Source organism: Paenibacillus aurantiacus (assembly GCF_042431225.1).
In the GTDB taxonomy this organism is placed as follows: Bacteria; Bacillota; Bacilli; order Paenibacillales; family Paenibacillaceae; genus Paenibacillus_Z; species Paenibacillus_Z aurantiacus.
Window position 1 is genome coordinate 47,385 of sequence record NZ_JBHMDO010000041.1, and the last position, 24,637, is coordinate 72,021.

The following is a 24,637-nucleotide window of genomic DNA, read 5'->3' on the forward strand; positions in this document are numbered from 1 at the left end:
AAAGCCGCCTCGGGGCCGAGGCGGCTTAGTATAGGAGAGATCTATTTGAGATACAAGTCGACAGAGGAAGAAATCAACTGAATCCAGCCGAAGAACGACATCCAGAGAAGCGCGCTAAGCACCGAACCCCAAATCAAACCGACGCCAAAATTACCCGCATAACGCATGTAAATTCCTCCTTCACTGGCTCATATTCTCATTATATGTAAGCGCTTTTAAAAAATCAACCAAATTGACTATACAATTCTGAAAATTCTTCCAGCGTCTGCTCCCGCAGCAACCATACATCGCAATATATGTTCTTTTTTTCGTCATGATTCGACTCTCTAGCGGTTCCCCTAGTATAATGGAAGCAGGAATGGGAGGGGACTTCATGACTGAAATTCCAGGCTACCTCATTCGCGAGCTCATCTTCGAGGACAGCTTCATTCGCGTATGCCGCGCGGAGCATGAAGCGTCGGGCCAGGCGGTGCTGCTGAAGCTCGTGAAGGATGGTCCGCGGGCCATGCTGGAGAACGCGAAGCTGATGAATGAATATGAGATTGCCGGTAACCTTGATATACCCGGCGTACTAAAGCCGTTAAACCTGCTGCGTAAAGGCAACGGGCTTATTCTGGCGAGCGAGTGGATTCACGGGCTGACGCTGCGGCATTATATGCAGATGCAGCCGCTGGATGTGCCTGCTTTTTTAGCGATGACGATCCAAATCGCGCGCGTGCTGGAGCAGCTGCATGACCAGCATATCGTGCATATGAATATTCGGCCGGACACGCTGATCTACGTGCCTTCCACGAAGCGCGTCTTCGTGACGGGCATGGGCCACTCCGTCCTGACCGGCGAGGGGCGGGAGGCGCGCAGTATGCCGCTGATCGAGGGCAGTCCGCCTTACATGGCGCCGGAGCGGACGGGTCGGATGAACGAGCCGATCGGCGGAAGCACGGACCTCTATTCGCTCGGGGTCATGTGCTACGAGATGCTCTCGGGCGGCCGGTTGCCTTTCCAAGCGTCCGATCCGCTCGGCTGGGCGCACGCCCATATGGCGAAGCAGCCCGATCCGCTGGACAATCCGTCGTATCTGATTCCGCCGATGCTTGCGCGAGTCGTCCTGAAGCTGCTGGAGAAATCCGTGCAGCGGCGATACCAGAGCGCCCGCGGACTGCGCGCCGACCTGGAGCGATGCATGTCGGCATGGGAGCGAGACGGACGGCTGGAGATGTTCGAACCCGGCCTTCACGAGCTGCCGGTTCCGGCAGCATCCCCTTCGGGCGAGCACGCGATTCAGGTGCTGTCGGCTGGTGTCGAGCAGGCCGAGCCTTCGGCGTCCGCCGAGCAGGCTGGATTCGATTACGCCAAGATGCTTGATTTGGCCGCCGTCATGCGCGCCTCGCAGGCGTTCGCGCAGGAAGCGGATACCGGCCGGCTCATCCGCCAGTTGATGACGATTCTGATCGAGATTGCGGGCGCCGACCGGGCCTGCTACCTCTCTCTTGCTCCCTCCGGCGCGGTCGTCGAGCATGCCGCTTCCTCCGCAGAAGGCGGAAGCTTCGACTCGCCGGGCGTCCCGCTCGAGCAATTCGCGGACATCTGCGCCGAAGCGGTCGGCTACGCGCTCGTGCAGCGTCGGACGCTCGCCCTGAAAGATGCGGCCGGAGATGGCATGTTCGCAGGCAGCGGTTACGTCGCGCGCAGCGGCGTGAAGTCGATGCTATGCATGCCCGTCACGATCCAGGGCGAGTGGCTCGGCATGCTGTACATGGAGAACAAACTGACGAAGGGCGTGTTCGGACCGGAACGGTACGGCGTGCTGGGCATGCTCGCTTCTCAAATCCACTATGTGCATCAGCTGTTCGCGTATTTCGGCGGAGGCGCGCCAGGACTTGCGAAGCCGGAGAAGCAGCCGGCGCTCGCGCCGGCCTCCCCGCTGACCGAGCGGGAGACGGAAGTGCTGCGCGAGCTGGCGGCGGGCTTAACCAAGAAGGAAATCGCGGGAAAGCTCGTCCTCTCGCCGGAGACGGTGAAGGTGCACACACGCAATATTTTCGACAAGCTGCAGGTGAACAACCGGGTGAAGGCGGTTACCGCCGCGGTGAAGCTGAACTTGTTGTAATAGCTAGTCCGCGTCCATATAACGAAAAGGCTGAGCAGCTTCAAGCTGTCTCAGCCTTTTCGTCATGTCCGCGCTCCTTAAGACGGCGACCATTGCAGCGACGTGATGGCCGCGCCGTCCACGATCTGCTGCGGCGAGCGGCGAAGGTCCGCGTCGGCCACCCACATTTGCGTCGCTTCGTCTCCCGTCTCAAGGCAGCCGGAGGTGTACGCGATGAGATTGCCGTCCGGCGACCAGCTGACGACCGAGGCGTAACAGCTGGCGGTCGCGATCGTCTGGCGGCGTCCGCCCTGTGCCAGGTCGGTCTCGATCTGCGCGCTGTACCGGTCGTTCTCCCATACGGTCGCGCTATAGGCAATGCTGCGGCTATCCGGCGACCAGACGGGATTGGCGTTCTTGGATAGCGGTCCGCCTTCCAAGCGGTGCACGGCGCCTGTAGCCAGTTCGACCGTGGCGATTAGCGAGATGCTCGCGCCAGGGTACGTGTAGAGCACGCGGCTGCCGTCGGGTGACAAGCGGACGTGATGGATGGGCCCTTCCTTTTGATCCGTCAGCTGCTGAAGGCCGCCGCCGTCCGTCTGTACGCGGTACAGCTGCCCGTTCCCGTCCGCGTCCGGCGCCGCGAATAGCAGCTCCCGTCCGCTGGGGAACCAGTTGAGGTCATACGCGCCTGGATGCGCAATGGCAGCTGCATGATGGGAGATCGTGTCGTACAGCGTAATGCCTTCCGGGGTGGCGAAGCCGACGATTCGGCTGCTGGGCGACCAGTCGAGGAACGTATATGGCTCGACCCGGTTCAAAGCGGCCACGGCGCCGGTGAGCGCATCGATGATGTAGACCCGGCTTTCTTCTCCGATAAAGGCAAGCTTGCGTTTGTTGGGCGACCAGTACGGGATGGATGCGCTTACAGCGAGTCCTCTGGTGAGAGGCGCGCACCACCCGTCGGAAGGACGGTAGAGCCAGATTGCGAAGGCTCCACCGCGATTGGACGTGAAAGCAATCAGGCCATAGCCGTTCTGCAGCTGCAATTCGAATTGCTGCACCCGTAACGCCTCCTTTGCGAACGATTCTTATGCAGTATATTCACGGAATGCCGCGCTCAGGCGTGAATGTTTTTTCATAATGGGCTGGCGAGAATAGGAAGAAGAAACCGATGGCATCCTATACCAGAAGCGGTTGCACGATCGAATCAGGATACGAGCGACATACGATGGAGGGGTAACGGCATGTCCGGCTTGATCAAAAGCCTGTTGTTATGCGGCGCGGCCAGCTTCCTGCTGGCCGGCTCCGCCCAAGGAAGCCCGGCGGAGAAGGAGGCCGGCGGTAGATTGGTAGTCAAAATATCGCGGACCGCGAAGCTCGAGACCGAGCTGCCGGTCGACGCCGAACGCTGGTCGCGGATCATCGGGAAGTCGCCCGTATGGGCCAAGCAGCCTGAGCCGGTCTCGGATCTCTATCTAGAGGTGAGAGGAAGGCGTTACGTCGTCGATCCGGATTTCGGGCTGTACGATCCGGACGCCAGCGCTGCCGTGCAGCTGCCCGGTGGTATGCGAGCAGAGCTGAAAGGCTATTTGACGTTCCTACGCTCGGTTCACTACGGCGACCTGCTCGAGTGGCCGGAAGCGGCGAAGGTGGTGACGATGAAGTCGGTCTTCACCGTCACCGACCTGGAGAGCGGCCTTCAATTCGCCGTTCAGCGGCGGGCTGGCAGTACGCATGCCGACGTGCAGCCGCTGACGAAGAAGGACACCGCGGTCATGAAGCAAATTTACAACGGCAAGTGGACATGGAAGCGGCGCGCTATTCTCGTCAGTAAGGACGGCTACCGGCTGGCGGCCTCCATGCATGGCATGCCGCACGGCGGAGACGGCATCCCGGACAACGATTTCAGCGGCCACTTCTGCATTCACTTCCTGGGCAGCAGCACGCACAAAACGCGCAGCATCGACCATGATCATCAAGTGATGGTGCATAAGGCGGCAGGCCGGCTGCAGGAATTCGTTCGCAGCGCAGCGCCGGAGGAGCTCGTTACGCTGTTCTTCACTGCGATCAACCAGAAGGACCGGGAGCTGATGGCGATGCTCTTCCCGAGCCGCCATCATGCGCAGCTGCCCGCGATGCAGCATCACGTGGCGACGATTACGGCGGCGCGCCAAGAGACGGGGCTGCAGCCGGCTGAAGATACGGGCGTGCTCGAGACGGAACGAGTCGTGCGGGCGACGTTCTATCATGCAGAGAGAGGCAAAGAAGAGCGGCGGATTCTCTTCCGGCTGAGGCGCGGCGCGCCGTGGCAGCCATGGAAGATGGAACAGGTCGAGTTCAGATAGAATAGCATTCCAATTCCCAGGAGGTGACGCAACATGCAAGGGGTATGGGCGGCTGCTCTGCTTGCAATGCTTGCGGGCGGCGGGGGCACGGAACAGATGACCATCGCGATGCATGACGCAGAGCCGCTCGTCGTGGAACGGGCGGATTACACGCTGCCCGGGGTGACGATGGTCAATTTGGACAAAATGGATCAGCTGATCGCGAAGTTGGCGAAACGCGCGTACGTCCCGCCGACCAACGCTTATATCGCCGACAACGGGCGGGTGGTCCCGGAGCGGAAGGGGCTGCGGCTGGACGAGCGCGCCTTCACGGCGCAGTTCTACCGGTATTTCTACGGGGCCGGAGCGGCCTTCGTCGAAGCGCCGCTCCGGCCGGTCGCCGCGCGCGTCGACTCCGAGCTGCTGGCGGAGATCCGCCGCAGGCCGATCGGCTATTACGTGACGTATTTCAACGCCCGTAATCATAATCGCGCGCATAATATCGCACTGGCGGCGCAGGCGATCAATAATACGGTTGTGTTCCCGGGGGAGAAATTCTCCTTCAATCAGGTGGTCGGCAGGCGAACGAAGGCTAAGGGATATTTGGAGGCGCCGATCATTGTGCGGGGAGAACTGTCGGAGGGGGTAGGCGGAGGCATATGCCAAGTATCCTCCACGCTCTTCAACGCGACTGACCGCGCGGGTCTGGAGATTAAGGCGCGCTATTCCCATAGCCGCAGCGTGCCTTACGTCCGGCCGGGGCGGGATGCTACCGTCAGCTGGGGCGGGCCGGACTTCGTGTTCCGCAATCCGTACAACCAGCCGATTCTCATTCGCTCGAACGCCGTGCACGGCAAAATCTTCGTCGTGCTCTATTCGTCCGACGAGATGGAATTCGTGCCGCGCGAGGTGCCTGGGATGAATGCGCGGGAGCTGCCGGAAGAGACGCCAGCCGCGTCCGCCAAAGCGAAGATACAACCGTGACGACGAATATGGCAGGGATCTCGCGGACCCATGCACAAGCCAAATAAGCCAAGCAAGCGCGCGCCGTCCCGGCTCGCGCTTGCTTGCGTTGGCCTAGCCATGACGGGCTGGTCAGGCGGTGGTGTGTAAGGGTAAGGGGGCACGCGTCCAGCGCGCACCTTCCCGGTCCGCGTTTGCTTTGGACTGTGTGATGACGCTGGTCAGGCTGTGGTATGCAAGCGGCAAGGAGGCGCGTGTCCAGCATACGCCGAGTGGGGATGCATCTATTTATGGCCAGCCGAGCCTGGTACAAGCAGACGCCGAGTCAGGGACGCCCGCGGTCATTCGCGCATGGCCGTTCATGCCGCGGTGCGGCGGCAAGCTGGCACGCATGCGGGGAGCGCCCGGTCAGCGTGCTCTTCTTTTGCGGCGGTGGAACACGAACCAGGCCATGCCTCCGATGCCCAGCGCGAGAAGGACGCTGAAGATGATGATGTAGTACAGATGGAACAAGCTCATGGAAACCCTCCTCCTATATCGAACTTTACCCTTATAGGATGAATCCGGAACGAGGATTTATGCTCGCATGAGCCGGTATTGTTTGCGGATGGATGGGGCAATGAGGGCAGGACGTCTTCTTAATTCTTAAGCGGAGGCCTGGTCTGGGCAGCGGTCCTTTACTTTGGCAAGCAGGGAGGCGTGAAACGCGTCCAGGTCGGCTTCGCCGTTGCCCACGATCAGGAAAGGTTCTTGCTGGCGCGAGCAGAAACTGACGGCAATGGCGGGAAGCTGCGAGTCCTCGGCGCCGCGCGACAAGCGCATGTCGAGGTAAGGAATGAGTTCGACGACTTCGTGATCGGCATCCACGACGAGCAAATAGTTCTCGCCGGCGATGTACGTGTAAGGGGAACTGGAATAAGTGGAAACGGTGGTCATGAGGGTTGTGGATTCTCCTAAATTTCGGATTGTTCGCTTGCCTTGCGGGGAGCGCGTTACGATGCGTATTTGAAAACCATGGAGTACATTGTATCTCGACGAACACGGGTTGTAAATGGGCGAAAAATGAGGGATTTTGTCGAAGAAGCGCTGTCCGCGTATTCGACGGACAGCGCGAAGGCAGACTTGCTTATTGCAGATCGGCGGCGTGCCGGGTCAGACGCTCGGATAGCTGTCCCAGCTTCTCGCTGGCCGTGGCGACTTCCTCGGTCTGCACGGCCTGCTCTTGACTGAGGGAAGCGAATTCGAGGGCGGCCCGGGAGATGCCTCGGATCTCGTTCTTCACGCTCGTAAGGACGTCCGTAATCTGCGCGGCGGAGTTCTTCGTTTCTTGCGCGAGCTTGCGGATCTCGCCGGCCACGACCGCGAAGCCGCGTCCGTGATCGCCTGCGCGCGCCGCCTCGATCGCCGCATTCAACCCGAGCAGGTTGGTCGTGTCGGCGACGGAGCGGACGAACTGGATCACTTCGTCGACGTCTTTAATCTTGGCTTCGATGCGGGCCAGACTCTCGCTCATCTCGTGACCGCTGCCCGCGACCTGTTCCGATCCCGCGGCAAGCTTGCCGGACGATTGCGCAAGCACGCCGGCGAACGCTTGCAGCTGGGCGGCTATGTCGGCGAGCATCTGCTCCCGCTCCTGCGAGATGGCGATTAGCAAGGTGCCAACCGTATTCCCCGTATCGGGATTCATGAGCGGAATCGCTTTGGCGGCGATCGGGAAACCGAAGTATTCCTTCGGATACCGGGCAGTCTGCGTCTGCCCCGTTTCGAGCGCGAACTCGGCGATCGCCTTCTTGTCCGCTTCTGTTGCGAGCTTGCTTCCTTCCTTCAAGTGAAGGGTGAATGTCGAGGATGCTTTGTAACGGACGAATTGCTCTTTATCGGTCAAGGCGATGGCCGCATCGACCGAGAACAGCTGCTCCAGCACGGGGAAGGAAGTCATATAGGATTCGAAATATTGCGTATCGGTCATGGTCATTCATCTCACCTAATTTTTTCTAGATTTATGGATTGTACGCCAATGAAGGCACATACTAGCGTACCTCTTTTTCTGAAACTTGTATAGCGCAATATTATTGGTTGACGCCATGTCATAAGGAGGCGTATAGTGAGGTTGTAGAAGTTGAACAGTTGTTCAAAACGCTTGTTTAATTCAGAGCCGTATGCAGCGGTTCTTCCGGAGGCGATGCCGATCATGAAGCCGCAGCAGCCTGGCGCGGAAGTGAAAGCGAAGATACTGGCCGCGGCGAAGGCGCTTTTCGCCGAACGCGGTTACGAGGGGACGAGCGTGCGGGATATTTGCGAACGCGCGAACGTGGCGCTGGCGCTCGTGTCCTATCATTTCGGCGGCAAAGAAGGCGTGTTCTTCGCGATATTCGAGCCGCTGCAGCGATTGTTCGGGGAGCTGCGATTCGATCTGTCGGATCCGGAGGCGGCGCTCGGGCAGTTCGCCCGCCGCTTCGTCCGTTACCGGCATGAGGAGGCGGAGCTGCTGAACGTGCTTCAGCAGGAGATGATGATGAACAGTCCGCGGCTGCCGCGGCTGACCGGGGCGATCCATCCGACGTGGCGGCACCTCGCCGATATTCTGAGAGCCGGGGCCGCGCAAGGGCGATTCCGGTTCAACTCGCTGCCAATGGCGACGCACTTTATAGTCGGGACGCTCATCTTCTCGCGCATGAATCCGTTCGTGCTGCCGGAGCTCGCAAGCCCGGCGGGGGAGCAGATGCCGCTCTCGCAAGAGGAAGCGGCGGAGATGGCGGTTCGTTATATTCTGCAGGGACTGCGAGATGACAGATAGTTGTATGGGCCAACATATAAGAGGAGGAATCGTCAGATGAAAGCAGCTAAGATCTACGGAGCGAAGGATATTCGGGTGGAAGAGGTCGCGGTTCCGGAGGTTGCGGCCGGTATGGTGAAGGTCGAAGTCGCCTATACGGGAATCTGCGGCAGCGATATGCACGAATACATCGCGGGTCCATACCCAATCCGCACGCAGCCGGTGCTCGGGCATGAGTTCTCTGGCGTCGTGACGGAGATCGGCGAAGGCGTTACGCGCGTGAAGGTCGGGGACCGCGTAGCGGTCGAGCCGCTCATGCCTTGCGGCTCCTGCGAGAACTGCCGCCGCGGATTCGTGAATCTGTGCAGCGCCCGGCAGGGGTACGGTTACACCCACTCCGGCGGCTTTGCCGAATACGCGGTCGTCAAGCAAGAGAACGCGTTCGTGCTGCCTGAAGGAATGAGCCTGGAACTCGGCGCGCTGGTCGAGCCGACGGCCGTCGCGGTGCATGCCGTTCGTCAGAGCCGGCTGAAGCTCGGCGACCGTGCGGCCATATTCGGCGCAGGTCCCATCGGTCTGCTGCTGCTTCAGGCGGTGAAGGCTGCGGGCGCGAGCGAGATTTTCGTCGTCGAGGTGTCGGAGGAGCGGCGTACCAAGGCGGCCGAGCTTGGCGCGACGCATGTCGTGAATCCGCTTGAGACGGATGCGGCCGCGTTCATCCGCGAGATGACGGGCGGCGGGGTGGAAGTGGCGTACGACGCGGCCGGCGTCCAAGCGACGTTCCAATCGGGCGTCTACGCGGTCCGTCCGGGCGGCGAGTTCAAGATCGTCAGCGTCTGGGAGAAGCCGGTGACGTTCGACCCGAACGTCATCGTCCGCACGGAAGCGTCGATCAGCGGCTCTTATGCGTACGTGAATTTGTTCCCGGAAGTGATTCGTCTGCTGGCGGGCGGCATCATCGACGGGCAAGCGGTCATCACGAGCATCATCGCGCTGGATGATCTGGTCGAACAGGGCTTCGAGGCGCTGACGCAAGACCGGAAGCAGTGCAAAATTCTCGTGGCGCCGGCGAAGTAACCGTTAAGGTGTTAGACGGGAGCACGCGAGGAGAGGCATATGAGCACACGATTCAAAGCGAATAAAGCTGCAGACGTGAGCGATTGACGTTTGCCAAGCAAAAACCCAGCCGATACACGAAAATTAACGTGTCGGGCTGGGTTTTCGTTTAGTAAGCAGCTTTTGCCTGTTGTTGGGTGAACCGGCAGCTGCGCCGGATTGATATGTACAGCGTTGCCGCGAGCCTTATTTTAGAAGCGAGAGCTGCTCTCCTGGCTGGAGAGCGAGGCCTTCGATGCCGTGCTCCTTCAGCTGCGCGGTGAAGGCTGCCGTATCTTGCGCGATGCCCGGGAATGTGCTGTGATGCACCGGAATCACGTTCTTGGCTTGCAGCCACTTTGCCGCAATGACCGCATCCTGAGGTCCCATGGTATAGAAATCCCCGATCGGCAGCACCGCATAATCAATATCGTGGAGCTCGCCGAACATTTTCATATCTCCGAACAAGGAAGTATCCCCCGCATGATAAAGCGTTACGTCATTCCAATCGAGTATGAATCCGCCCGGCATGCCCGCGTAGACGATGCGCTGGGAATCCTCCTCAATAATCGAAGAGCTGTGGAAGGCGTGAACGAGCTTGGCTTTGGCGAATCCCAAGTCCACCGTCCCTCCGATGTTCATTCCGATCGTCTTCAGACCCTTCCACGCGTAATAGTTCGCAAGCTCAAAGGTCGCGACAATGGTCGCATCGTTCGCTCTGGCGATCGCTTCCGCATCGGCGGTGTGGTCCGAGTGTCCGTGCGTAAGCAAGATGTATTGAACTTTAATGTCCTCGGCTTTCGCTTTGGCAACGGGATTGCCGCTCAGGAACGGATCGATGACGATCGAGTGCTCTCCATCCGAAAGTTGAATGCAAGAGTGTCCGTGAAAAATAAGGTTCATTTGTTCTCCCTCGCTTATACTTGTTATTCGTCATATGACGACGTGAAGAGTATATTATTCGTTTCATTTGTTGTCAAATTAAGATAAAATGACGCTAGCAAGATTTCTGGAAGGGGATCACGACCGAATGCTTTCAATCGAGAAGCAGATGCTATTCCTGCTGACCAAAAAACGTTCAATGCATGCGAAAGAATTCGTGCAAATCTATACGAAGCGTGGATATAAGGAGCAGTCGATCCGGAACGTACTCTCCCGAATGAAGAAAGAAAAGTATATTCATGCGGAAGAGCGCTCCCTCTACTCTATCATGGACAAAGGCGAGCAGTTTCTATCGTTCGTAAATCGAAAACCGCGGCAGTCCGACGCGGACTGGAATCGCAAATGGACGTTCGTGCATTTCGAGGTGCCCGAGCCGCAGAGGCAAAGAAGAGATCAATTCCGTCTACAGCTGCTGCAGCTGGGATTCGGCCAGCTCTATAAAGGCGTATACGTCTCCCCTTGGGACTACAGCAAGCAGCTCTTGTCCTTGATTCATGCGGCTTCCATGGAGGACTACGTCACGATCTCGGAAGCCTCGATTTTGTTTCGCGATATTACGCCCGAGCGGGCAGCCGACATTTGGCCGCTAGCCGACATCCACCGCCTGCATCAGGAGAAGCGGCAGTGGTATCAAGACGAATTCATGCCGGCGCTCGACAAGGAAATCCGAGGCGGGATGGATCCGCTTGCGCTCTTCGTCCTTTACTTGCATCTGGGCGAGGTGATCAGCGAGATCAGCCTTCAGGATCCCATGCTCCCGCTATCGCTGCTACCCCGCGATTGGATCGGTCATCGCGTAATCGCCGAGCTGCATCGGTCGTTCCAGTCGTTCGCTACACTTATTCCCAGTTCTTCGACCTATTATCAGTTTCTCGTGTAATTCCTTCCTGTCCGGGGCGTTGCGCTTGGCTCCCTGTGCGATGCAGCCCTGATATTGTCGATGCCGGGAAGGCGCGAAATATGGTAGGATAGAAGGTGCGATTGTTGCGATATTTATCCCGAAAAGCGCCAAGGCGGCGCGCAGTAGGCGAGAGGGAGGAACGAGGACATGACGCGTTTTGCGGAACAAGAGACGGGAGTATTTCCCTCGGTGTGCTCGCTGGACTGCCCGGATCAGTGCGGGCTGCTTATTCATAAAGAGAATGGCCGAATCGTCAAGGTCGAAGGCGATCCTTCGCATCCGGTGACGCAGGGCAAGATTTGCAATAAAGTGCGGAACGTGGCGGAGCGGCTGTACGATCCGAAACGGCTGCAATATCCGATGAAGCGCGTCGGCAAGAAAGGCGAAGGCTTGTTCGAGCGCATCACTTGGGAGGAAGCGATCGAGACGATCACGTCCAAGTGGAAGACGCTTATCGCCGAGGAAGGTCCGGAATCCATCATGCCGTATTCGTTCTACGGCAACATGGGCATGATCGGCACGGAGGGACTGGACCGCCGCTTCTTCCACTACTTGGGCTCGACGCAGCTGGAATACACGATTTGCTCGGCGGCGGGCTCGCAAGGATACGGCTACACGATGGGCGCAAGCGTCGGCACCGATCCCGAGGAGACGGTGAACGCGAAGCTGATCGTCATGTGGGGCATTAACGCGGCGTCCACGAACATGCATCAAGTGATGCTCGCGGAGAAGGCACGTAAGAACGGGGCGCAGGTCGTCGTCATCGACGTGCACAAGAACCAGACGGGCCGATGGGCGGACTGGTTCATCCCGATTCTGCCGGGTACGGACGCGGCGCTGGCGCTGGGCCTCATGCATATTTTGTTCGCGGAAGGGATGGCGGACGAGGCGTTCTTGGCGCAGTACACGGTTGGCGCGGAGGAGCTGCGCGACCAAGTGAAGCCGTATACGCCGGAGCTGGTATCCTCGATCACGGGCGTGCCGGTCGCGGATATCTACAAGCTCGCGCGCCTGTACGGGGGCACGCACCCTTCGTTCATCCGGATCGGCAACGGGCCGCAGCACCATGACAACGGCGGCATGTGCATCCGGACGATCGCCTGCCTGCCGGCGGTGACGGGCGCGTGGCGGCATCAGGGCGGCGGCGCGATCAAGGGCAACGGCGGCTATCTCGAGCACAACGTGCGCGCGCTGCAGCGGCCGGATCTGCGGAAGAACAAGTCGGCGCGCCGCGTGAACATGAACCTGCTCGGCCAGGCGCTGACGGAGCTGGACCCGCCGGTGCGGTCGATGTACGTGTACAACAGCAACCCGGCGGTCGTCGCCCCGGATGCGAACAAGGTACGGCAAGGGCTCGAGCGGGAGGACCTGTTCACCGTCGTGCACGAGCTGTTCCTGACGGAGACGGCCAAATACGCCGACATCGTGCTGCCGGCGACGTCCTCGTACGAGAATTTGGATTTCTACGCGTCGTATTGGCACCATTACGTGCAGATTCAAGAGCCGGTCATGCGGCCGTACGGCGAGAGCAAATCGAATACGGACGTCTTCCGGCTGCTGGCCGGGGCCATGGGCTTCGACGAGCCGGCGCTGTACGATTCCGACGAGGCGCTTATCCGCCAATCGCTGACGGACTCGGGGAACCCGGTGCTCGAAGGCGTGACGTACGAGGCGCTCGTGGAGCATCAGTACGTCCGCGGCGAAGTTCGTTCGCTGCTCGAGACGGGCTTCCCGACGCCGAGCGGCAAGATCGAGCTGTATTCGGAGACGATGGCGCGCAGGGGCTATCCGGCGCTGCCGACGTACACGCCGCTGGTCGAGGACGGCGACCTGCCGTTCCTGTATATCCCGGCGCCGAATCACAATTTCTTGAACTCCACGTTCTCCCATAACGAGAAGCATGTGCGTCTGGAGAAGACGCCGAAGCTGCACATGAACGAGGTGGACGCGGCGGCGCGCGGCATCGCGACCGGCGACCGGATTCGGGTGTGGAACGGGCGCGGCTCCTGCGTCCTGACCGCTTCGGTCGGCGCGGATCTGCTGCCGGGCGTCGTGCTGAGCCAAGGGCTGTGGGCCGACGATCCGGAGCGCGGCGGCGACACGCTCAACGCGCTCACCCCGGCGCGCGTGGCCGATATGGGCGGCGGCGCCACCTTCTTCTCCGGCCGCGTGGACGTGGAGAAGGTCGGATAGCAGGCTGGCGGCTCTCCCGGCAAGGAACGGCAAAGCATGGAAACCCCGGTTAGCTGTGGCTAGCCGGGGTTATTTTAACGGTAGCGATGCGTGTTGGACGAGGCGTGCGGCAGCGATAATGGGCGGGGCCGACTATCGGAGGTTGCTCTCCGATAGTGACGCGCAGCGCACTAACGGCGTGCGCAAGCGTAGTTGCGGCGTCGGTAGTGATGTACAGGTCACTAACGGCGTGCGCAAGCGTGGTCGCGGCGTCGATAGTGATGTACAGGTCACTAACGGCGTGCGCAAGCGTGGTCGCGGCGCCGATAGTGACTTGCAGCGCACTAACGGCGTGCGCAAGCGTAGTTGCGGCGTCGATAGTGACTTGCGGCGCACTAACGGCGTGCGCAAGAGTGGTCACGGCGTCGATAGTGACTTGCGGCGCACTAACGGCGTGCGCAAGCGTAGTTGCGGCGTCGATAGGGATGTACAGGTCACTAACGGCGTGCGCAAGCGTGCTTGCGGCGTCGATAGTGACGCGCCATTCTCGGGTACGCACGCTGCTTTTGGCCAATAGAGCAAGGACATAACCGGTAGGAGCGATATCGTGAAGAACATAAAGATTTTCAATGTCGTTGCCATCGTGATCGGGGCGGCGATCATGGGTTTTGGCATCAATTATTTCAATATCGCCAATGGGTTGGCCGAGGGCGGGATTATGGGCGTGTCGCTCATCCTGAATTATTTGCTCGGCTGGAATCCAGGCATCTCCAGCTTTCTGATCAACATTCCGCTGCTGCTCGTCGGGTGGAAAGTGATGGGGCGGACGAGCTTCATCTATGCCATCATCGGGGCGGTCTCGTTGTCGTTCTTCCTGTATGCGTTCGAGTTCGCTTCCAAGAAGCTGGACGATCCGCTGCTCGCTTCCCTCTACGCGGGCGCATTCGTCGGCATCGGGCTCGGCATCGTGTTCCGATACGGCGGGATGACCGACGGCATGGACGTCGTGGCGCTGCTGTGCCGCCAATACTGGGGCTGGAGCCTGGGCAAAACGCTATTCCTGACCGACATGATCATCATCGTGCTGTCGCTCATCTATCTCGATCTGCAGCGGGCGATGTACACGCTGATCGCGATCACGATCGGCGCGAGGCTGATCGACTTCGTGCAGGAAGGGTCGTATTCGGCCAAGGCGGTGACGATCATCTCGAACGAGCCGGACAAAATCGCCGCCGCCGTGCTGCAGCAGATGAAGCGGGGCGTCACGTTCCTAAGCGGCAAAGGCGCCTATACGCGCGAGCCGAAGGAGATCCTGTACTGCGTCATTAGCCGCAACGAGACGGGCAAGCTGAAGAACATCGTGAAAGAGGCCGATCCCGATGCGTTCGTTATTTTCAGCGATGCGCACGAGGTGGTCGGTAAAGGGTGGAGTTAGCTCGGATGATCTTTCGTGCTGAAGAATGCCGTCCAATCGGAAGGGAAGTTTTGCGATTATCGCTGCAGACCGAGGCGGTTGTCCGGCATATGGCAGGCTCCGGCCAAAGCCCATCTCCCAAGGGACCATGTCGACGAAGCATCGAAAGGCAAATCAAAGGAAGAGCTGCATGCCGGGCGCGTCGGACGGGCGTTCCTGAAAACCGAAGCGTTCATAAAACCCCTTCTTGCCTTTCGCGCAGGAAAGTTGAACCCATCGTATGCCGCTCGCTCGGCAATGCTCGAGCAGTTCGTTCAATACCTTTCGTCCAAGCCCGCGATTCTGATAGGCCGGCAGGACGATCATGTCGCAGATCAAACACTGAATGAACCCATCGGAGACGAGGCGTCCCGATGCGACAAGATGCTCGCCATCATATAACGAAACGACGTGCCAACTGTTTTTCAACGCTTCATGAAGAATGTCGGCCGTCCAGACGCCTCGCTTATTCCACCCCGTCGTTTGATAGAGGTCGAAGTAATCTTGTTTATTCGGCAGAGCCGACCGATTCGTTATATGCACGGTTGCATGCCCCCTTATCCATTTGCGAATGAGTCGATCTAGCTTTCGCGGTCAGCGGAATTCGCGAAGGTCTTGATGTAATTCTTTTGGTCTTTCGTCCATACATAGCCACGCCGTTCGTAGAAATGGTGGGCCGCCGTACGGCTCGGATGGGTAAGAAGCTTGACGCCCGCGTAGCCATGGCGCTCCGCCCATTGCTCGAGGCGGGTAATCAGTCGGCCGCCAATCCCTTGATTGCGCGCCTCGGCTCCGACGACGAAGCCGAGGACGTTGAGGAGGGAATCCGCAAAAAGCAATTCGTACGGGCTGCCGTGAATATAGCCGACCACGCGGCCGTTGTACTCGCAAACCAATACGATATCGTTCGTGCTTGTCAGGATGATGTCGATTTTCTGCCGGACGCGCTCTTCGTCAAAATCGGCGAACGTCGCGTTAAAGTCTTGATTCAACGCGTAAATGTCGCGGGCATCCGCGCTGCGGATTGACCGAATCACATAGGTGGTCATCACTCGCCTCCTAATCGCTAGATATGCATCGAGTCGTCTGAAAACAAAGGTATAGAGGTTTCCATCGTTTGGCAAGAGGCAATTCCCGAAAGAGCAAGAGAGGAGAGAGGGTTTCATGACGCGCAACCGCTGGCTCATCCTGGCGAACGTATCGGTCGGCACCTTCATGGCGACGCTGGATGGCAGCATCGCCAACGTGGCGCTGCCCACGATCTCGGCGGAACTGGACGCGCCGATCCATGTCGTGCAATGGGTGCTGACCTCCTATTTGCTCACCATCTGCGCCACGCTCCCGATCGCGGGCAAAATATCCGACCTGCTCGGACGGGGCCGGATTTACAATTACGGCTTCGTCGCCTTCGCCATCGGTTCGGCGATGTGCGCGCTGGCCGACTCGCTGGCGTTCTTGATCGTATCCCGGATCATTCAAGCGCTCGGCGCTTCCTGCCTGATGGCCAACAGCCAGGCGATCGTGGCGGAGGCGTTCGGAGCGAACGAACGCGGTCGGGCGATGGGGATTACAGGCACGACGGTATCGCTCGGTTCGTTGTCGGGGCCGGCGCTGGGCGGTATATTGGTCGGGCAGCTGGGCTGGGAATCGATCTTCTGGATTAACGTGCCGATCGGCGTCGTCGGTTTCCTGGCCGGCTTGTACCTGCTGCCTCGCGCAAAGGCCGCGAAGAAAGGGGAGCCCTTCGATTACGCGGGCTCGGCGCTGTTCATGGCGGGCATGGTCGCATTCCTTTATGTACTCTCCAACGCGCAGGACTTCGGCTGGGGCTCCGGTTGGACGGTGGCTGGCGGTCTCGGTTCGGTGCTGCTGCTTGTGGCGTTCTACCTCTATGAGCGGCGCTTGACGCATCCGATGCTCGACTTTAGCCTTTATCGCATTCGCGCGTTCGCGATCGGGAATATGACGGCGCTGCTCTCGTTCGTGGCGCTGTTCTGCATGAACGTCATGATGCCGTTCTACATGCAGAACGTGCTCGGCTACTCGCCCGAGCAGACCGGCTACACGATGATGGCGTATCCGCTAACGATGGCGATCGTCGCGCCGGTGTCTGGCTGGCTATCCGACCGGATCGGACCGAACGGGCTGACAACGGCGGGCTTGCTCGTCAATGCGGCGGCGTTCGCGCTGCTGAACACGCTCACGGCGGACGAGAGCGCTTGGCTGCTCGCGGCGCATCTGGTGCTGTTCGGGCTCGGCGGCGGGTTGTTCCAATCGCCGAACAACGCGAGCGTCATGGGGGCCGTGCCGAAGCCGAAGCTCGGCGTCGCGGGCGGCCTGAACGCGCTCGTGCGCAACATCGGGATGGTGATGGGGATCGCGGTGAGCGTCTCGCTCTATTCGTCCGTGCTCGGCCATCTGGCGGAGCAGGGAGCGGAGACCTCCGCTCAGCCGGACAGCGACGCGATGCTGACTGCGCTTCACGCCGTGTTCTGGACCGCCGCTGGCATCTGCCTGCTCGCGCTGTTCATCTCGGTTCGCCGCTTCTCCGGCCGGGCCGAGCGTGCGGGTAACGCATAATTAGCGAGGAGAGCCGCTTGTGCTGGAATGCAGCACGGGCGGCTTTTTCGATTGGGATAAGGAATTGCGCTCGCCGACTGCCGTCTGATTAAGGGACGTTAGTCCCGGATTTCATAGACGGTTGCCCTCCGCAGACAGCAATCGCCCGGTTTTGGCAACGCCGTGCCACGCAAGCGATTAAGCGGTTACATTTTATAAAACAATTTATTGATACATTACGTATCTAATAATATAATTAAGTTGGCGGACGGACTTTCGGCACGGTTTCGCGCAGCAGTGGACCGTTGGCCCAGCATCGCCGCTAATAAGGAACGGCATACGACCGACGAAAGGATGTCTCGCTTGGGTAAACGGAAACGTATCGTATCATTGGGGTTGGTTGCACTTTTATTATGTCTTGCGCTCGCGCCGTTCCCGGCATTGGCCGCCGCGGGCGATCCTGTGTTCAAGCTGACGCTCAGCCCGGAGAAGCCGGTCGCGGGCGGACAAGCTACCGTGACCATTACAGGCGAGAACCTGACGGATCTGTACGGCTTCGAGCTGAATCTCGCTTACGATTCGAAGCTGCTGAAGTACGTGAAGACGATCAGTCCGATCGCCGGCTTCTCCGTACCGAAGGCGGACGAGAGCGGGAAGCTGATGTTCGCGCACGTCAAAATCGGCAAGGAAGCCGGCGAGAATGGCACCGTTCAGCTCGCCAATGTCACATTCGATGTGCTCGGACAGGCCGCCGCAACCGCGAAGCTCTCGCTCGGCGACGTGAAGCTGGTCAAGAGCGACTTGACCTCTGTCACGCTGAAATCCGGCACCGAGCTGGCGCTTCCGATCTCGGCGAAGTCGGCGACGGCGGTCGCCTTCAAGGATATTGCGGGACATTGGGCCAGAACATCCATCGAGAAAGCGGCCGCGCTCGGCATCATCACCGGCTACGCGGACAGCACGTTCCGTCCGCAGGCGAAAGTGACGCGGGCGGAGTTCACGGCCATGATTACGCGGGCGTTCGACCTGAAGCCGACGAACGGCGTTACGCCGAAGTTCGCGGATGCGAGCAAGATTCCGTCATGGGCCAGCGCATACATCGCCGAAGCGGCCGCAGCCGGCGTCGTGTCCGGCTATGCCGACGGCTCGTTCCGGCCGGATCAGCTGATCACGCGGGCGGAGATGACGGCGATTATCGTCCGCGCGGCGGGCATCGCGGTGGATCAGGCCGCGCAGCCGACGTTCGCCGACGCGGACCAAATCGCGGCGTGGGCGAAGCCTGGCGTCGCAGCCGCGGTCCAAGCCGGGATCGTCAAGGGGAGCGCGGGCAACCGTTTCGCCCCGCTCGATCAGGCGAGCCGCGCCGAAGCGGCGGTTATGCTGGTGGGCGCGGTGGAATATATCAAGGCGCAGAAGTAAAAGCGAAGAAGCCTCCGGTTAGCTTGGGAACAAGCGCGCCGGAGGCTTCTGGTCGTTCGATGGGGATATGGACAGCACAGCAGCTCTCCCGATCGCTGCTTCGCAAGGGACTGCGTGGTTGAGGGCTAGTTGTGCGTCCCGTCCTCGGCTTATGGCAGCTGCCCATGCTGCCGGTCTTCAGCAGGGCTGGTCTCGCGCGTGATCGCGCCTCTGCCGCGAAGCATTGCGAGAAACCGTTCCGCAGCGACCGGCAGCGACTGATCGGCCCGAACCGCGATGCCGACGGAGCGGGGCGGGATCGGCTCCTTCACCTGAAGCTCGAACAGCCGGCCTGCTTCCAGCTGCGCTTCGACGTACGCGCGCGTCAGGAAGGCCGCGCCGTAGCCCCGCTCGGCCAGCTCGATCAGCATGTCGAGCGAGTTCAGCTCGATATCCACCTCCGCGGAGAGGCCGTGCGAGGCAAGCCACTGGTCGACGAACCGCCGGGTGCTGCTGCCGGGCGAATAGAGGAGAAGGGGCACGCGCGTTAATTCCAGCGCGGTCATCGGGCGTGCGGCCAGTTCGCGGTAAGCGCTCCCGACGACGAAGCAGTCCTGCACCGTCTGCAGCTGCGTCACGTTAAGCTCCGGATCGGTCAGTGGCAGATGAACGAAGCCGATATCCAGCTTGCCGCCTTTGAGGCGCTGCCGGATATCCGGCGTGCTGCCCTGGGACAGCCGGATGCGGATGCCGGGGTAGTCGGCGCGCATGCGGTCGAGCGCGGGCAGGATCAAGTGCTTGATCATCGGGCCGCTCGCCCCGATGCGAAGCTCGCCGCTCGCCAGTTCTTTCAGCGAACGCAGCTTGTTCTCGCCGGCTTCGAGCATCGCGAATGATTTCTCCACGTAATCGAGCAGCTCCCGGCCTTCCGTCGTCAGCGAGACGCCTTTGGGCAGGCGGTCGAACAGCTTCACGGCAAGCGTCCCCTCGAGCTGCTTGATCGCATAGCTGACCGACGGCTGCGTAATATGCAGCTCCTGGGCCGCTTTCGTCAAGTTGCCGAGTTTGGCGGTCGCGAGGAAAATCCGGTACCATTCCGTGCTGATCATCCGATTGATATAGATCACCTCTATGGCAATGCTCTTCAATTTCAATTTCTTAAATGTCTTGATCCGAATTATAATGGACATAACCATTCAGGTAAAGGACGTTTAGGGGGCAGAAACAAATGGCAGGCAGCACATACGGAGAGGTATTCAAAATCACGACGTTCGGCGAATCGCACGGAATCTCGGTCGGCGTCATCGTGGACGGCGTCACGCCGGGCGTCGAGCTCGATCCGGCTTACATTCAGAAGCAGATGGACCGCCGCAAGCCGGGGCAATCGTCGGTAACGACGCCGCGCAAGGAATACGATACGATCAACATCGTATCGGGTATTTTCGAAGGTAAAACGACGGGCACGCCAATGTGCATCATCCTGCAGAACACCGACATGCGGCCGGAAGCGTACAGCGATATCCAGAACGCGTTCCGTCCTGGCCATGCGGATTTCACGTATCTTGAGAAGTACGGCATCCGCGACCATCGCGGCAGCGGACGCGCATCCGGACGCGAGACGGCAGGTCGCGTCGCGGCGGGCGCCGTCGCGCGCAAGCTGCTCGAGCGCCGCGGCGTCTCGATCGTCGCATACACGAAGATGCTGGGCGGCATCGAATGCGAGACCTTCGACGAGAGCGTCATCGAAGAGAACCCGGTTCGCGCCTGCGATCCGGTCGCGGCCGAGCGGATGATCGGCAAGATCCACGAGCTGGCGGCGGCGGGCGACAGCTGCGGCGGCATCGTCGAATGCCGTATCCGCGGCGTGAAGCCGGGCCTCGGCGAGCCGGTGTTCGACAAGCTCGACGCGGAGCTGGCGAAGGCGATGCTGTCGATCGGGGCCGTGAAGGGCATCGAATTCGGCGCAGGCTTCGCGGCGGCGGGCATGAACGGCAGCGAGCATAACGACGAGATGGATGCGAGCGGGTACCGCACGAACAACGCGGGCGGCATCATCGGCGGTATCAGCAACGGCGCCGAGATCATCTTCCGCATCGCGGTCAAGCCGACGTCGTCGATCTCGCGCCCGCAGCAGACGATGAACATTTTCGGCCAGGAGCAAACGATTGAGACGCACGGACGCCACGATCCGAGCATCTGCCCGCGCATCGTGCCGGTCGTCGAGGCGATGGCATGCCTCGTGCTCGAGGACATGTACAAGCGTCAGGCGGCGCTGCACGACTAATAGAGAAGAGAGCCGGTTTGGGAAGCGAGAGCTTGCCGGGCCGGCTTTTTTGGCGTCTAATTGTTATGCGATTGGACCAGTTACTCGAGCGCTAATACTGTTATCATGCATCCATTATGAAATTATTAATATAACTAACATAGTCAGGCCAAGTTACCCGACTATTGACATTCAATACGCTGCAGCGTATATTTTGTCTACATATTGATCCATCGCAGCTGTGAAATTTCCGTTTGTTGAGCATACCATGTATGAACAAGTGTGCCTTGAAGTTTATATTTCGCAAAAGATGGAGCTGGGTAGTTTGAGTATACGTATCAGTCCAATTCAGACACTTGGGACATGGGATCTGCAGAAGTATAATATGGTTCATATGGAAATTGATAAGGAAGAAGTTCAGGACTTATCTCGTCTAAGTGCCGGAGCAGGTGGCGTACTCGATAAGTTCAACCTCCATTTTCAACAACAACCGTGGTATATTAAAGCCGGTTCGCCCAGTGGTCAAGGTAACTATAAACTACATGAGCCCATTGGAGAGAAGATAGCCGCTGATATCGCGCGTATATTGGGATTCAAAGCGGTTAACTATTCGTTATGGGTAGTTGATAAAGATTTATTTCAAGAGATTAACTTGCCCGAGGATAGCATGGATAGCTGGGATTTTGCCGATGATGTGGAGTGTATCGATATTCCGCGTATGGCGGGCAATGAACCGGTCGGAGACCTTATGTTTAGTCATACATTACAAAAATTAAATAAGGTATTGGTCAGCGCTTGCCCCTCCTTCTTGCAAGCGGGGCAGGGTTATTCGCCCTGTGCCGATCTTTATGAAGAAGGGCTCCGTCAAGAACTGTATCACCGAATAGTTGAAGGAGTTCCGGCAGCGCGTTCGGATTTGGATCAGATGATGGTCTTTGACTTCTTGATTCATAATACGGATCGACATGAGAATAACTTCGGATTTATTACGATAGATAATCAATTACAGGGGCTTTCTTCTTTGTTTGATCATGGTCATTGCTTGGCCATTAGAGAAGATTTCGCTGAATTTGAGGATCATGAAGTGGAGTATTTGGATGAAATGGCGGCAGGAAGACCTTTTGCAAAGCTGCATGCAGCGCTCCAGCTTATTGATAGGGAGTCGCTTAAGGGTATTAGGGGAGATGCAAGAATTGAAGAACTGCATGCAACAATGGAATGCTACGGTTCTTTGATAGGAACGAGAAAAGTGGAAATGATGAAGAGACTAATCGAAAGGAGATATGCTCATGTCCAAACTTTATTATCTAAAACATAAAGATGTGACGATCGGTTTAATTAAAGTCGATGAAAGCAGCATATCTTACGAAAGGATAAATGGCATTGAACATGAAATTGGCGATTTAGCCTTTCCGCTGGGCTTGTATCCAATCGCAGTAGTAAACGGATTTACTGTTCCGGCGCGTGACCATATACCGACTGATAAAGATATACGCAAGTGGCTAAGAGGGCGGATATTCCCGCGCGAACGTGGAAATGCGCGTACGATAATGACGAACTTAGCGGTGCGAACTTATAATCCGTGGGAAATCATAGCCAAGACGAGAGTCGTTAGTTTAAATGATTATTACTGGTTGGCCGTGAATGAAAACGAAGAATATTCCGATGTCCATCCACGATACAGGTTAGAAAAAAATCGGCACTATAAAGCACGAAAGTCGACCACTAGGAAGAAGCTCGAAGCAATAGCATACAGTAATAAAGGGAAAACGAAGATCATAATTACCTATACAATCGATAATAAGAACGCAGAAGCTTCGACTAGACATCACAAGTTGTTCAAGAAGCATAATTTACATTTAAGTAGTCCTTCGGGCAAGGTGAAAGTATGACACTTAAGCCGTTAAATCTGACCGCACAGTCACTGGCCATCCAATTTTGAAGGGATGAAGGGCATGTCTTCCGTTATATTTGAAACGCCATCAATCCAGATTGGTAAAATGGTTCGTGAACGCCGACTGGAGCTTGGCTGGACTCAATTACAGCTTGCCGAATTTGCAGGGGTCCGTCAGGCCACGATATCGAGCCTTGAAGCCGCAGATGAAGGCGTAAAGATGCAAACTGTTAATAAAGTTCTCATCATGCTAGGATTAGTTAGTTTAACTCCTGAGTTTAAGTAGATAATTTACCGAGATAAAAGGAGTCCGTTAATCGTGATTTCAAGACATTAAGCTGCAACGCAAAGAAGGCTCGAGACCGGCATCCCGCCGATCTCAAGCCTTCTTTTATTTCTTCGCCCACAGCGACTCAATCTCTTCCAGCGACCGTCCCTTGGTCTCCGGTACGACGCGCCACGTGAACACCACCGTGAACAGCGACATGAAGCCGAACACCCAGAAGGTCGAGGCCGCGCCGAACGAGTCCAGCATTGGCGGGAACGATTGCGACACGACGTAGTCGGCCGCCCACAGCGCCATGGAGGCGATCGCCGTCGCCCGTCCGCGGATACGGTTCGGGAAGATCTCCGACAGCATAACCCAGACGACGGGGCCGAGCGACACCGCGAACGACGCGACGTACAGCAGGATGAAGATCAGCACGAGCGGGCCGGACGTATGACCGGTATGGAACGCCATGCCGATGACGGCGAGACAGACGGTCATGGATGCGGAGCCGACGAGCAAGAGCGCCTTCCGGCCGACTTTGTCGATAAGCCACAACGACAGAATCGTGAACAAGAAGTTGATCAGGCCGACGAGAATCGTCTGGTAGAGCGACGCGTTCGTGCCGGCGCCCGTCTCCTTGAAAATTTCCGGCGCATAATACATGACGGCGTTAATGCCGGTTACCTGCTGCAGCACCGCGATCACGACGCCGACGATGAGTGCTAGGCGCAGACCGGGACTGAACAGCTGGCGCAGCGATCCGTTCTCTTCCTGGAACGACGCTTTGATGTCGAGCACTTCCTGGCGCGCGCCTTCTTCGCCGTGAATACGCACCAGAATCGGCAGCGATTCGGCCGCCCGGCCTTGCTTGATGAGCCAACGCGGGCTCTCCGGCACGAAGAATAGCAGGACGAGGAACAGCAAGCCGGGGATCGCGCCGACGCCGAACATCCAACGCCAGCCGTTCTCGATATCCCAGGCGTGATCGCCATAGCCGGCAATCGCGGAGTTGATGAAGTAGGTGATGAAAATGCCGGTCACCGTCGCCAGCTGGTTCAACGCGACCAAGCGGCCGCGGTACTTGGCCGGCGCGATCTCCGCGTTGTACAGCGGGCACAGCGTCGAGGTGAACCCGATGCCGATACCGCCGATCATGCGGGCGATAATGTAGCCGGTGAACGTGCTCGGAAAGGCCGAGCCGATTGAACCGATGACGAACAGCAGAGCGGCGACAATGAGCACCTTTTTGCGTCCGAACCGGTCGCTTGCGACACCGGACATCGCGGCGCCGACGACGCAGCCGACGATGAGACAGGATACGGCCCAGCCGACTTGCACCTGGCTAAGGGCGAATTTCTCTTCCATGAACCCGATGGCCCCCGACACGACGGCCGTGTCGAAGCCGAATAATAAGCCGCCGAGCGCGGCGACGATCGAGACAAGCGTAACGAATTTCATGCTAACCCGCTCCGCAGCGGGGGATTGTATAGCTGCTTCCACAGTGGTAACTCCTCTCGAAATAAGCTGGCTCGGCCAT

The 24,637-nt window shown here is 58.6% G+C and carries 25 protein-coding genes; 15 read left to right on the forward strand and 10 right to left on the reverse strand.

From position 1 onward, the window contains the following. Positions 1–41: 41 nt before the first annotated feature. A complete protein-coding gene (locus ACFFSY_RS25235; RefSeq protein WP_377499353.1) occupies positions 42–167 on the reverse strand; it encodes a hypothetical protein in 126 nt (41 codons plus the stop codon). A gap of 206 nt (positions 168–373) precedes the next feature. Here ACFFSY_RS25235 and ACFFSY_RS25240 point away from each other — a divergent pair, with 206 nt between their 5' ends. Further along, complete coding sequence (locus tag ACFFSY_RS25240) at positions 374–2,107, forward strand: protein kinase domain-containing protein (RefSeq protein WP_377499355.1); 1,734 nt, start codon at positions 374–376, stop codon at positions 2,105–2,107. Positions 2,108–2,184: 77 nt separating this feature from the next. On the opposite strand, the gene ACFFSY_RS25245 is transcribed toward ACFFSY_RS25240, so the two are convergent. Beyond that, the gene (locus tag ACFFSY_RS25245; RefSeq protein WP_377499356.1) at positions 2,185–3,150 is read right to left on the reverse strand and encodes a TolB family protein; all 966 of its coding nucleotides are present in this window, start codon (positions 3,148–3,150) and stop codon (positions 2,185–2,187) included. A gap of 183 nt (positions 3,151–3,333) precedes the next feature. Here ACFFSY_RS25245 and ACFFSY_RS25250 point away from each other — a divergent pair, with 183 nt between their 5' ends. Both ACFFSY_RS25250 and ACFFSY_RS25255 read left to right on the forward strand, forming a co-directional pair. Beyond that, positions 3,334–4,434: a hypothetical protein gene (locus ACFFSY_RS25250; RefSeq protein WP_377499358.1), complete on the forward strand. Its 1,101-nt coding sequence runs from the start codon at positions 3,334–3,336 to the stop codon at positions 4,432–4,434. A gap of 33 nt (positions 4,435–4,467) precedes the next feature. After that, positions 4,468–5,397, forward strand: a complete 930-nt coding sequence (locus ACFFSY_RS25255; protein WP_377499359.1) for a VanW family protein — start codon at positions 4,468–4,470, stop codon at positions 5,395–5,397. Between the two features lie 387 nt (positions 5,398–5,784). Here ACFFSY_RS25255 and ACFFSY_RS25260 read toward each other — a convergent pair whose 3' ends face one another. From ACFFSY_RS25260 to ACFFSY_RS25270, 3 genes are all read right to left on the reverse strand, one after another. Beyond that, positions 5,785–5,895 (reverse strand): PEP-CTERM sorting domain-containing protein, encoded by a 111-nt coding sequence (locus ACFFSY_RS25260; protein WP_377499361.1) that lies wholly within the window; start codon positions 5,893–5,895, stop codon positions 5,785–5,787. A 126-nt stretch (positions 5,896–6,021) separates the two neighbouring features. Further along, on the reverse strand, positions 6,022–6,312 hold the full coding sequence (locus tag ACFFSY_RS25265; protein WP_377499363.1) for a hypothetical protein: 291 nt from the start codon (positions 6,310–6,312) through the stop codon (positions 6,022–6,024). Positions 6,313–6,502: 190 nt separating this feature from the next. Then, positions 6,503–7,351: a methyl-accepting chemotaxis protein gene (locus ACFFSY_RS25270; protein ID WP_377499365.1), complete on the reverse strand. Its 849-nt coding sequence runs from the start codon at positions 7,349–7,351 to the stop codon at positions 6,503–6,505. Positions 7,352–7,567: 216 nt separating this feature from the next. Here ACFFSY_RS25270 and ACFFSY_RS25275 point away from each other — a divergent pair, with 216 nt between their 5' ends. Together ACFFSY_RS25275 and ACFFSY_RS25280 are read left to right on the forward strand one after the other, a co-directional pair. Then, positions 7,568–8,173, forward strand: coding sequence for a TetR family transcriptional regulator (locus ACFFSY_RS25275; RefSeq protein ID WP_377499367.1), 606 nt, complete (start codon positions 7,568–7,570; stop codon positions 8,171–8,173). Between the two features lie 36 nt (positions 8,174–8,209). Next, complete coding sequence (locus ACFFSY_RS25280; RefSeq protein WP_377499369.1) at positions 8,210–9,229, forward strand: 2,3-butanediol dehydrogenase; 1,020 nt, start codon at positions 8,210–8,212, stop codon at positions 9,227–9,229. A gap of 225 nt (positions 9,230–9,454) precedes the next feature. Here the strand turns inward: ACFFSY_RS25280 and ACFFSY_RS25285 are convergent, their stop codons facing one another. Continuing rightward, entirely contained in the window at positions 9,455–10,150 is a 696-nt protein-coding gene (locus ACFFSY_RS25285; RefSeq protein WP_377499371.1) for a metal-dependent hydrolase, read from the reverse strand. Positions 10,151–10,277: 127 nt separating this feature from the next. Between ACFFSY_RS25285 and ACFFSY_RS25290 the strand changes: the two genes are divergently transcribed. The 4 genes from ACFFSY_RS25290 (at position 10,278) to ACFFSY_RS25305 (ending at position 14,697) form a co-directional block, all read left to right on the forward strand. Then, positions 10,278–11,069: a PaaX family transcriptional regulator C-terminal domain-containing protein gene (locus tag ACFFSY_RS25290; RefSeq protein WP_377499373.1), complete on the forward strand. Its 792-nt coding sequence runs from the start codon at positions 10,278–10,280 to the stop codon at positions 11,067–11,069. Positions 11,070–11,237: 168 nt separating this feature from the next. Next, positions 11,238–13,283 carry a molybdopterin-containing oxidoreductase family protein gene (locus tag ACFFSY_RS25295; RefSeq protein ID WP_377499375.1) on the forward strand — a complete coding sequence of 682 codons (2,046 nt, stop codon included), beginning with the start codon at positions 11,238–11,240 and terminating at the stop codon, positions 13,281–13,283. Between the two features lie 118 nt (positions 13,284–13,401). Beyond that, positions 13,402–13,839: a hypothetical protein gene (locus tag ACFFSY_RS25300; RefSeq protein WP_377499377.1), complete on the forward strand. Its 438-nt coding sequence runs from the start codon at positions 13,402–13,404 to the stop codon at positions 13,837–13,839. A 27-nt stretch (positions 13,840–13,866) separates the two neighbouring features. Then, complete coding sequence (locus tag ACFFSY_RS25305) at positions 13,867–14,697, forward strand: YitT family protein (RefSeq protein WP_377499513.1); 831 nt, start codon at positions 13,867–13,869, stop codon at positions 14,695–14,697. A 153-nt stretch (positions 14,698–14,850) separates the two neighbouring features. Here the strand turns inward: ACFFSY_RS25305 and ACFFSY_RS25310 are convergent, their stop codons facing one another. After that, the gene (locus tag ACFFSY_RS25310) at positions 14,851–15,258 is read right to left on the reverse strand and encodes a GNAT family N-acetyltransferase (RefSeq protein WP_377499379.1); all 408 of its coding nucleotides are present in this window, start codon (positions 15,256–15,258) and stop codon (positions 14,851–14,853) included. A 38-nt stretch (positions 15,259–15,296) separates the two neighbouring features. Further along, positions 15,297–15,764, reverse strand: coding sequence for a GNAT family N-acetyltransferase (locus tag ACFFSY_RS25315; RefSeq protein ID WP_377499381.1), 468 nt, complete (start codon positions 15,762–15,764; stop codon positions 15,297–15,299). Positions 15,765–15,879: 115 nt separating this feature from the next. On the opposite strand from ACFFSY_RS25315, the gene ACFFSY_RS25320 reads away from it, so the two are divergent. After that, positions 15,880–17,295, forward strand: coding sequence for an MFS transporter (locus ACFFSY_RS25320; protein WP_377499383.1), 1,416 nt, complete (start codon positions 15,880–15,882; stop codon positions 17,293–17,295). Positions 17,296–17,637: 342 nt separating this feature from the next. After that, entirely contained in the window at positions 17,638–18,693 is a 1,056-nt protein-coding gene (locus ACFFSY_RS25325) for an S-layer homology domain-containing protein (protein WP_377499385.1), read from the forward strand. Positions 18,694–18,842: 149 nt separating this feature from the next. On the opposite strand, the gene ACFFSY_RS25330 is transcribed toward ACFFSY_RS25325, so the two are convergent. Continuing rightward, positions 18,843–19,799 carry a LysR family transcriptional regulator gene (locus tag ACFFSY_RS25330; RefSeq protein ID WP_377499387.1) on the reverse strand — a complete coding sequence of 319 codons (957 nt, stop codon included), beginning with the start codon at positions 19,797–19,799 and terminating at the stop codon, positions 18,843–18,845. A 101-nt stretch (positions 19,800–19,900) separates the two neighbouring features. Between ACFFSY_RS25330 and aroC the strand changes: the two genes are divergently transcribed. The 4 genes from aroC (at position 19,901) to ACFFSY_RS25350 (ending at position 23,115) form a co-directional block, all read left to right on the forward strand. After that, complete coding sequence (gene aroC, locus ACFFSY_RS25335) at positions 19,901–20,956, forward strand: chorismate synthase (protein WP_377499389.1); 1,056 nt, start codon at positions 19,901–19,903, stop codon at positions 20,954–20,956. 247 nt (positions 20,957–21,203) lie between these two features. Beyond that, on the forward strand, positions 21,204–22,253 hold the full coding sequence (locus ACFFSY_RS25340; protein WP_377499391.1) for a hypothetical protein: 1,050 nt from the start codon (positions 21,204–21,206) through the stop codon (positions 22,251–22,253). Then, a complete protein-coding gene (locus ACFFSY_RS25345; protein ID WP_377499393.1) occupies positions 22,225–22,827 on the forward strand; it encodes a hypothetical protein in 603 nt (200 codons plus the stop codon). The genes ACFFSY_RS25340 and ACFFSY_RS25345 overlap by 29 nt, the downstream gene beginning before the upstream one ends. Before the next feature lie 63 nt (positions 22,828–22,890). Further along, positions 22,891–23,115, forward strand: a complete 225-nt coding sequence (locus ACFFSY_RS25350; protein WP_377499395.1) for a helix-turn-helix domain-containing protein — start codon at positions 22,891–22,893, stop codon at positions 23,113–23,115. Positions 23,116–23,220: 105 nt separating this feature from the next. On the opposite strand, the gene ACFFSY_RS25355 is transcribed toward ACFFSY_RS25350, so the two are convergent. Then, positions 23,221–24,600 (reverse strand): sugar porter family MFS transporter, encoded by a 1,380-nt coding sequence (locus tag ACFFSY_RS25355; RefSeq protein WP_377499397.1) that lies wholly within the window; start codon positions 24,598–24,600, stop codon positions 23,221–23,223. Between the last annotated feature and the right edge of the window lie 37 nt (positions 24,601–24,637).

What these genes read in the sequence shown, in the direction of transcription:
- ACFFSY_RS25315 (WP_377499381.1), bottom strand. Translation starts at nt 15,764, where the DNA reads ATGACCACCTATGTGATTCGGTCAATCCGCAGCGCGGATGCCCGCGAC.
- ACFFSY_RS25290 (WP_377499373.1), top strand. Translation starts at nt 10,278, where the DNA reads ATGCTTTCAATCGAGAAGCAGATGCTATTCCTGCTGACCAAAAAACGT.
- ACFFSY_RS25265 (WP_377499363.1), bottom strand. Translation starts at nt 6,312, where the DNA reads ATGACCACCGTTTCCACTTATTCCAGTTCCCCTTACACGTACATCGCC.
- ACFFSY_RS25280 (WP_377499369.1), top strand. Translation starts at nt 8,210, where the DNA reads ATGAAAGCAGCTAAGATCTACGGAGCGAAGGATATTCGGGTGGAAGAG.
- ACFFSY_RS25240 (WP_377499355.1), top strand. Translation starts at nt 374, where the DNA reads ATGACTGAAATTCCAGGCTACCTCATTCGCGAGCTCATCTTCGAGGAC.
- ACFFSY_RS25285 (WP_377499371.1), bottom strand. Translation starts at nt 10,150, where the DNA reads ATGAACCTTATTTTTCACGGACACTCTTGCATTCAACTTTCGGATGGA.
- ACFFSY_RS25235 (WP_377499353.1), bottom strand. Translation starts at nt 167, where the DNA reads ATGCGTTATGCGGGTAATTTTGGCGTCGGTTTGATTTGGGGTTCGGTG.
- ACFFSY_RS25275 (WP_377499367.1), top strand. Translation starts at nt 7,568, where the DNA reads ATGAAGCCGCAGCAGCCTGGCGCGGAAGTGAAAGCGAAGATACTGGCC.
- ACFFSY_RS25350 (WP_377499395.1), top strand. Translation starts at nt 22,891, where the DNA reads ATGTCTTCCGTTATATTTGAAACGCCATCAATCCAGATTGGTAAAATG.
- ACFFSY_RS25255 (WP_377499359.1), top strand. Translation starts at nt 4,468, where the DNA reads ATGCAAGGGGTATGGGCGGCTGCTCTGCTTGCAATGCTTGCGGGCGGC.
- aroC (WP_377499389.1), top strand. Translation starts at nt 19,901, where the DNA reads ATGGCAGGCAGCACATACGGAGAGGTATTCAAAATCACGACGTTCGGC.
- ACFFSY_RS25295 (WP_377499375.1), top strand. Translation starts at nt 11,238, where the DNA reads ATGACGCGTTTTGCGGAACAAGAGACGGGAGTATTTCCCTCGGTGTGC.
- ACFFSY_RS25250 (WP_377499358.1), top strand. Translation starts at nt 3,334, where the DNA reads ATGTCCGGCTTGATCAAAAGCCTGTTGTTATGCGGCGCGGCCAGCTTC.
- ACFFSY_RS25270 (WP_377499365.1), bottom strand. Translation starts at nt 7,351, where the DNA reads ATGACCATGACCGATACGCAATATTTCGAATCCTATATGACTTCCTTC.
- ACFFSY_RS25340 (WP_377499391.1), top strand. Translation starts at nt 21,204, where the DNA reads ATGTATGAACAAGTGTGCCTTGAAGTTTATATTTCGCAAAAGATGGAG.
- ACFFSY_RS25320 (WP_377499383.1), top strand. Translation starts at nt 15,880, where the DNA reads ATGACGCGCAACCGCTGGCTCATCCTGGCGAACGTATCGGTCGGCACC.
- ACFFSY_RS25300 (WP_377499377.1), top strand. Translation starts at nt 13,402, where the DNA reads ATGGGCGGGGCCGACTATCGGAGGTTGCTCTCCGATAGTGACGCGCAG.
- ACFFSY_RS25345 (WP_377499393.1), top strand. Translation starts at nt 22,225, where the DNA reads ATGTCCAAACTTTATTATCTAAAACATAAAGATGTGACGATCGGTTTA.
- ACFFSY_RS25260 (WP_377499361.1), bottom strand. Translation starts at nt 5,895, where the DNA reads ATGAGCTTGTTCCATCTGTACTACATCATCATCTTCAGCGTCCTTCTC.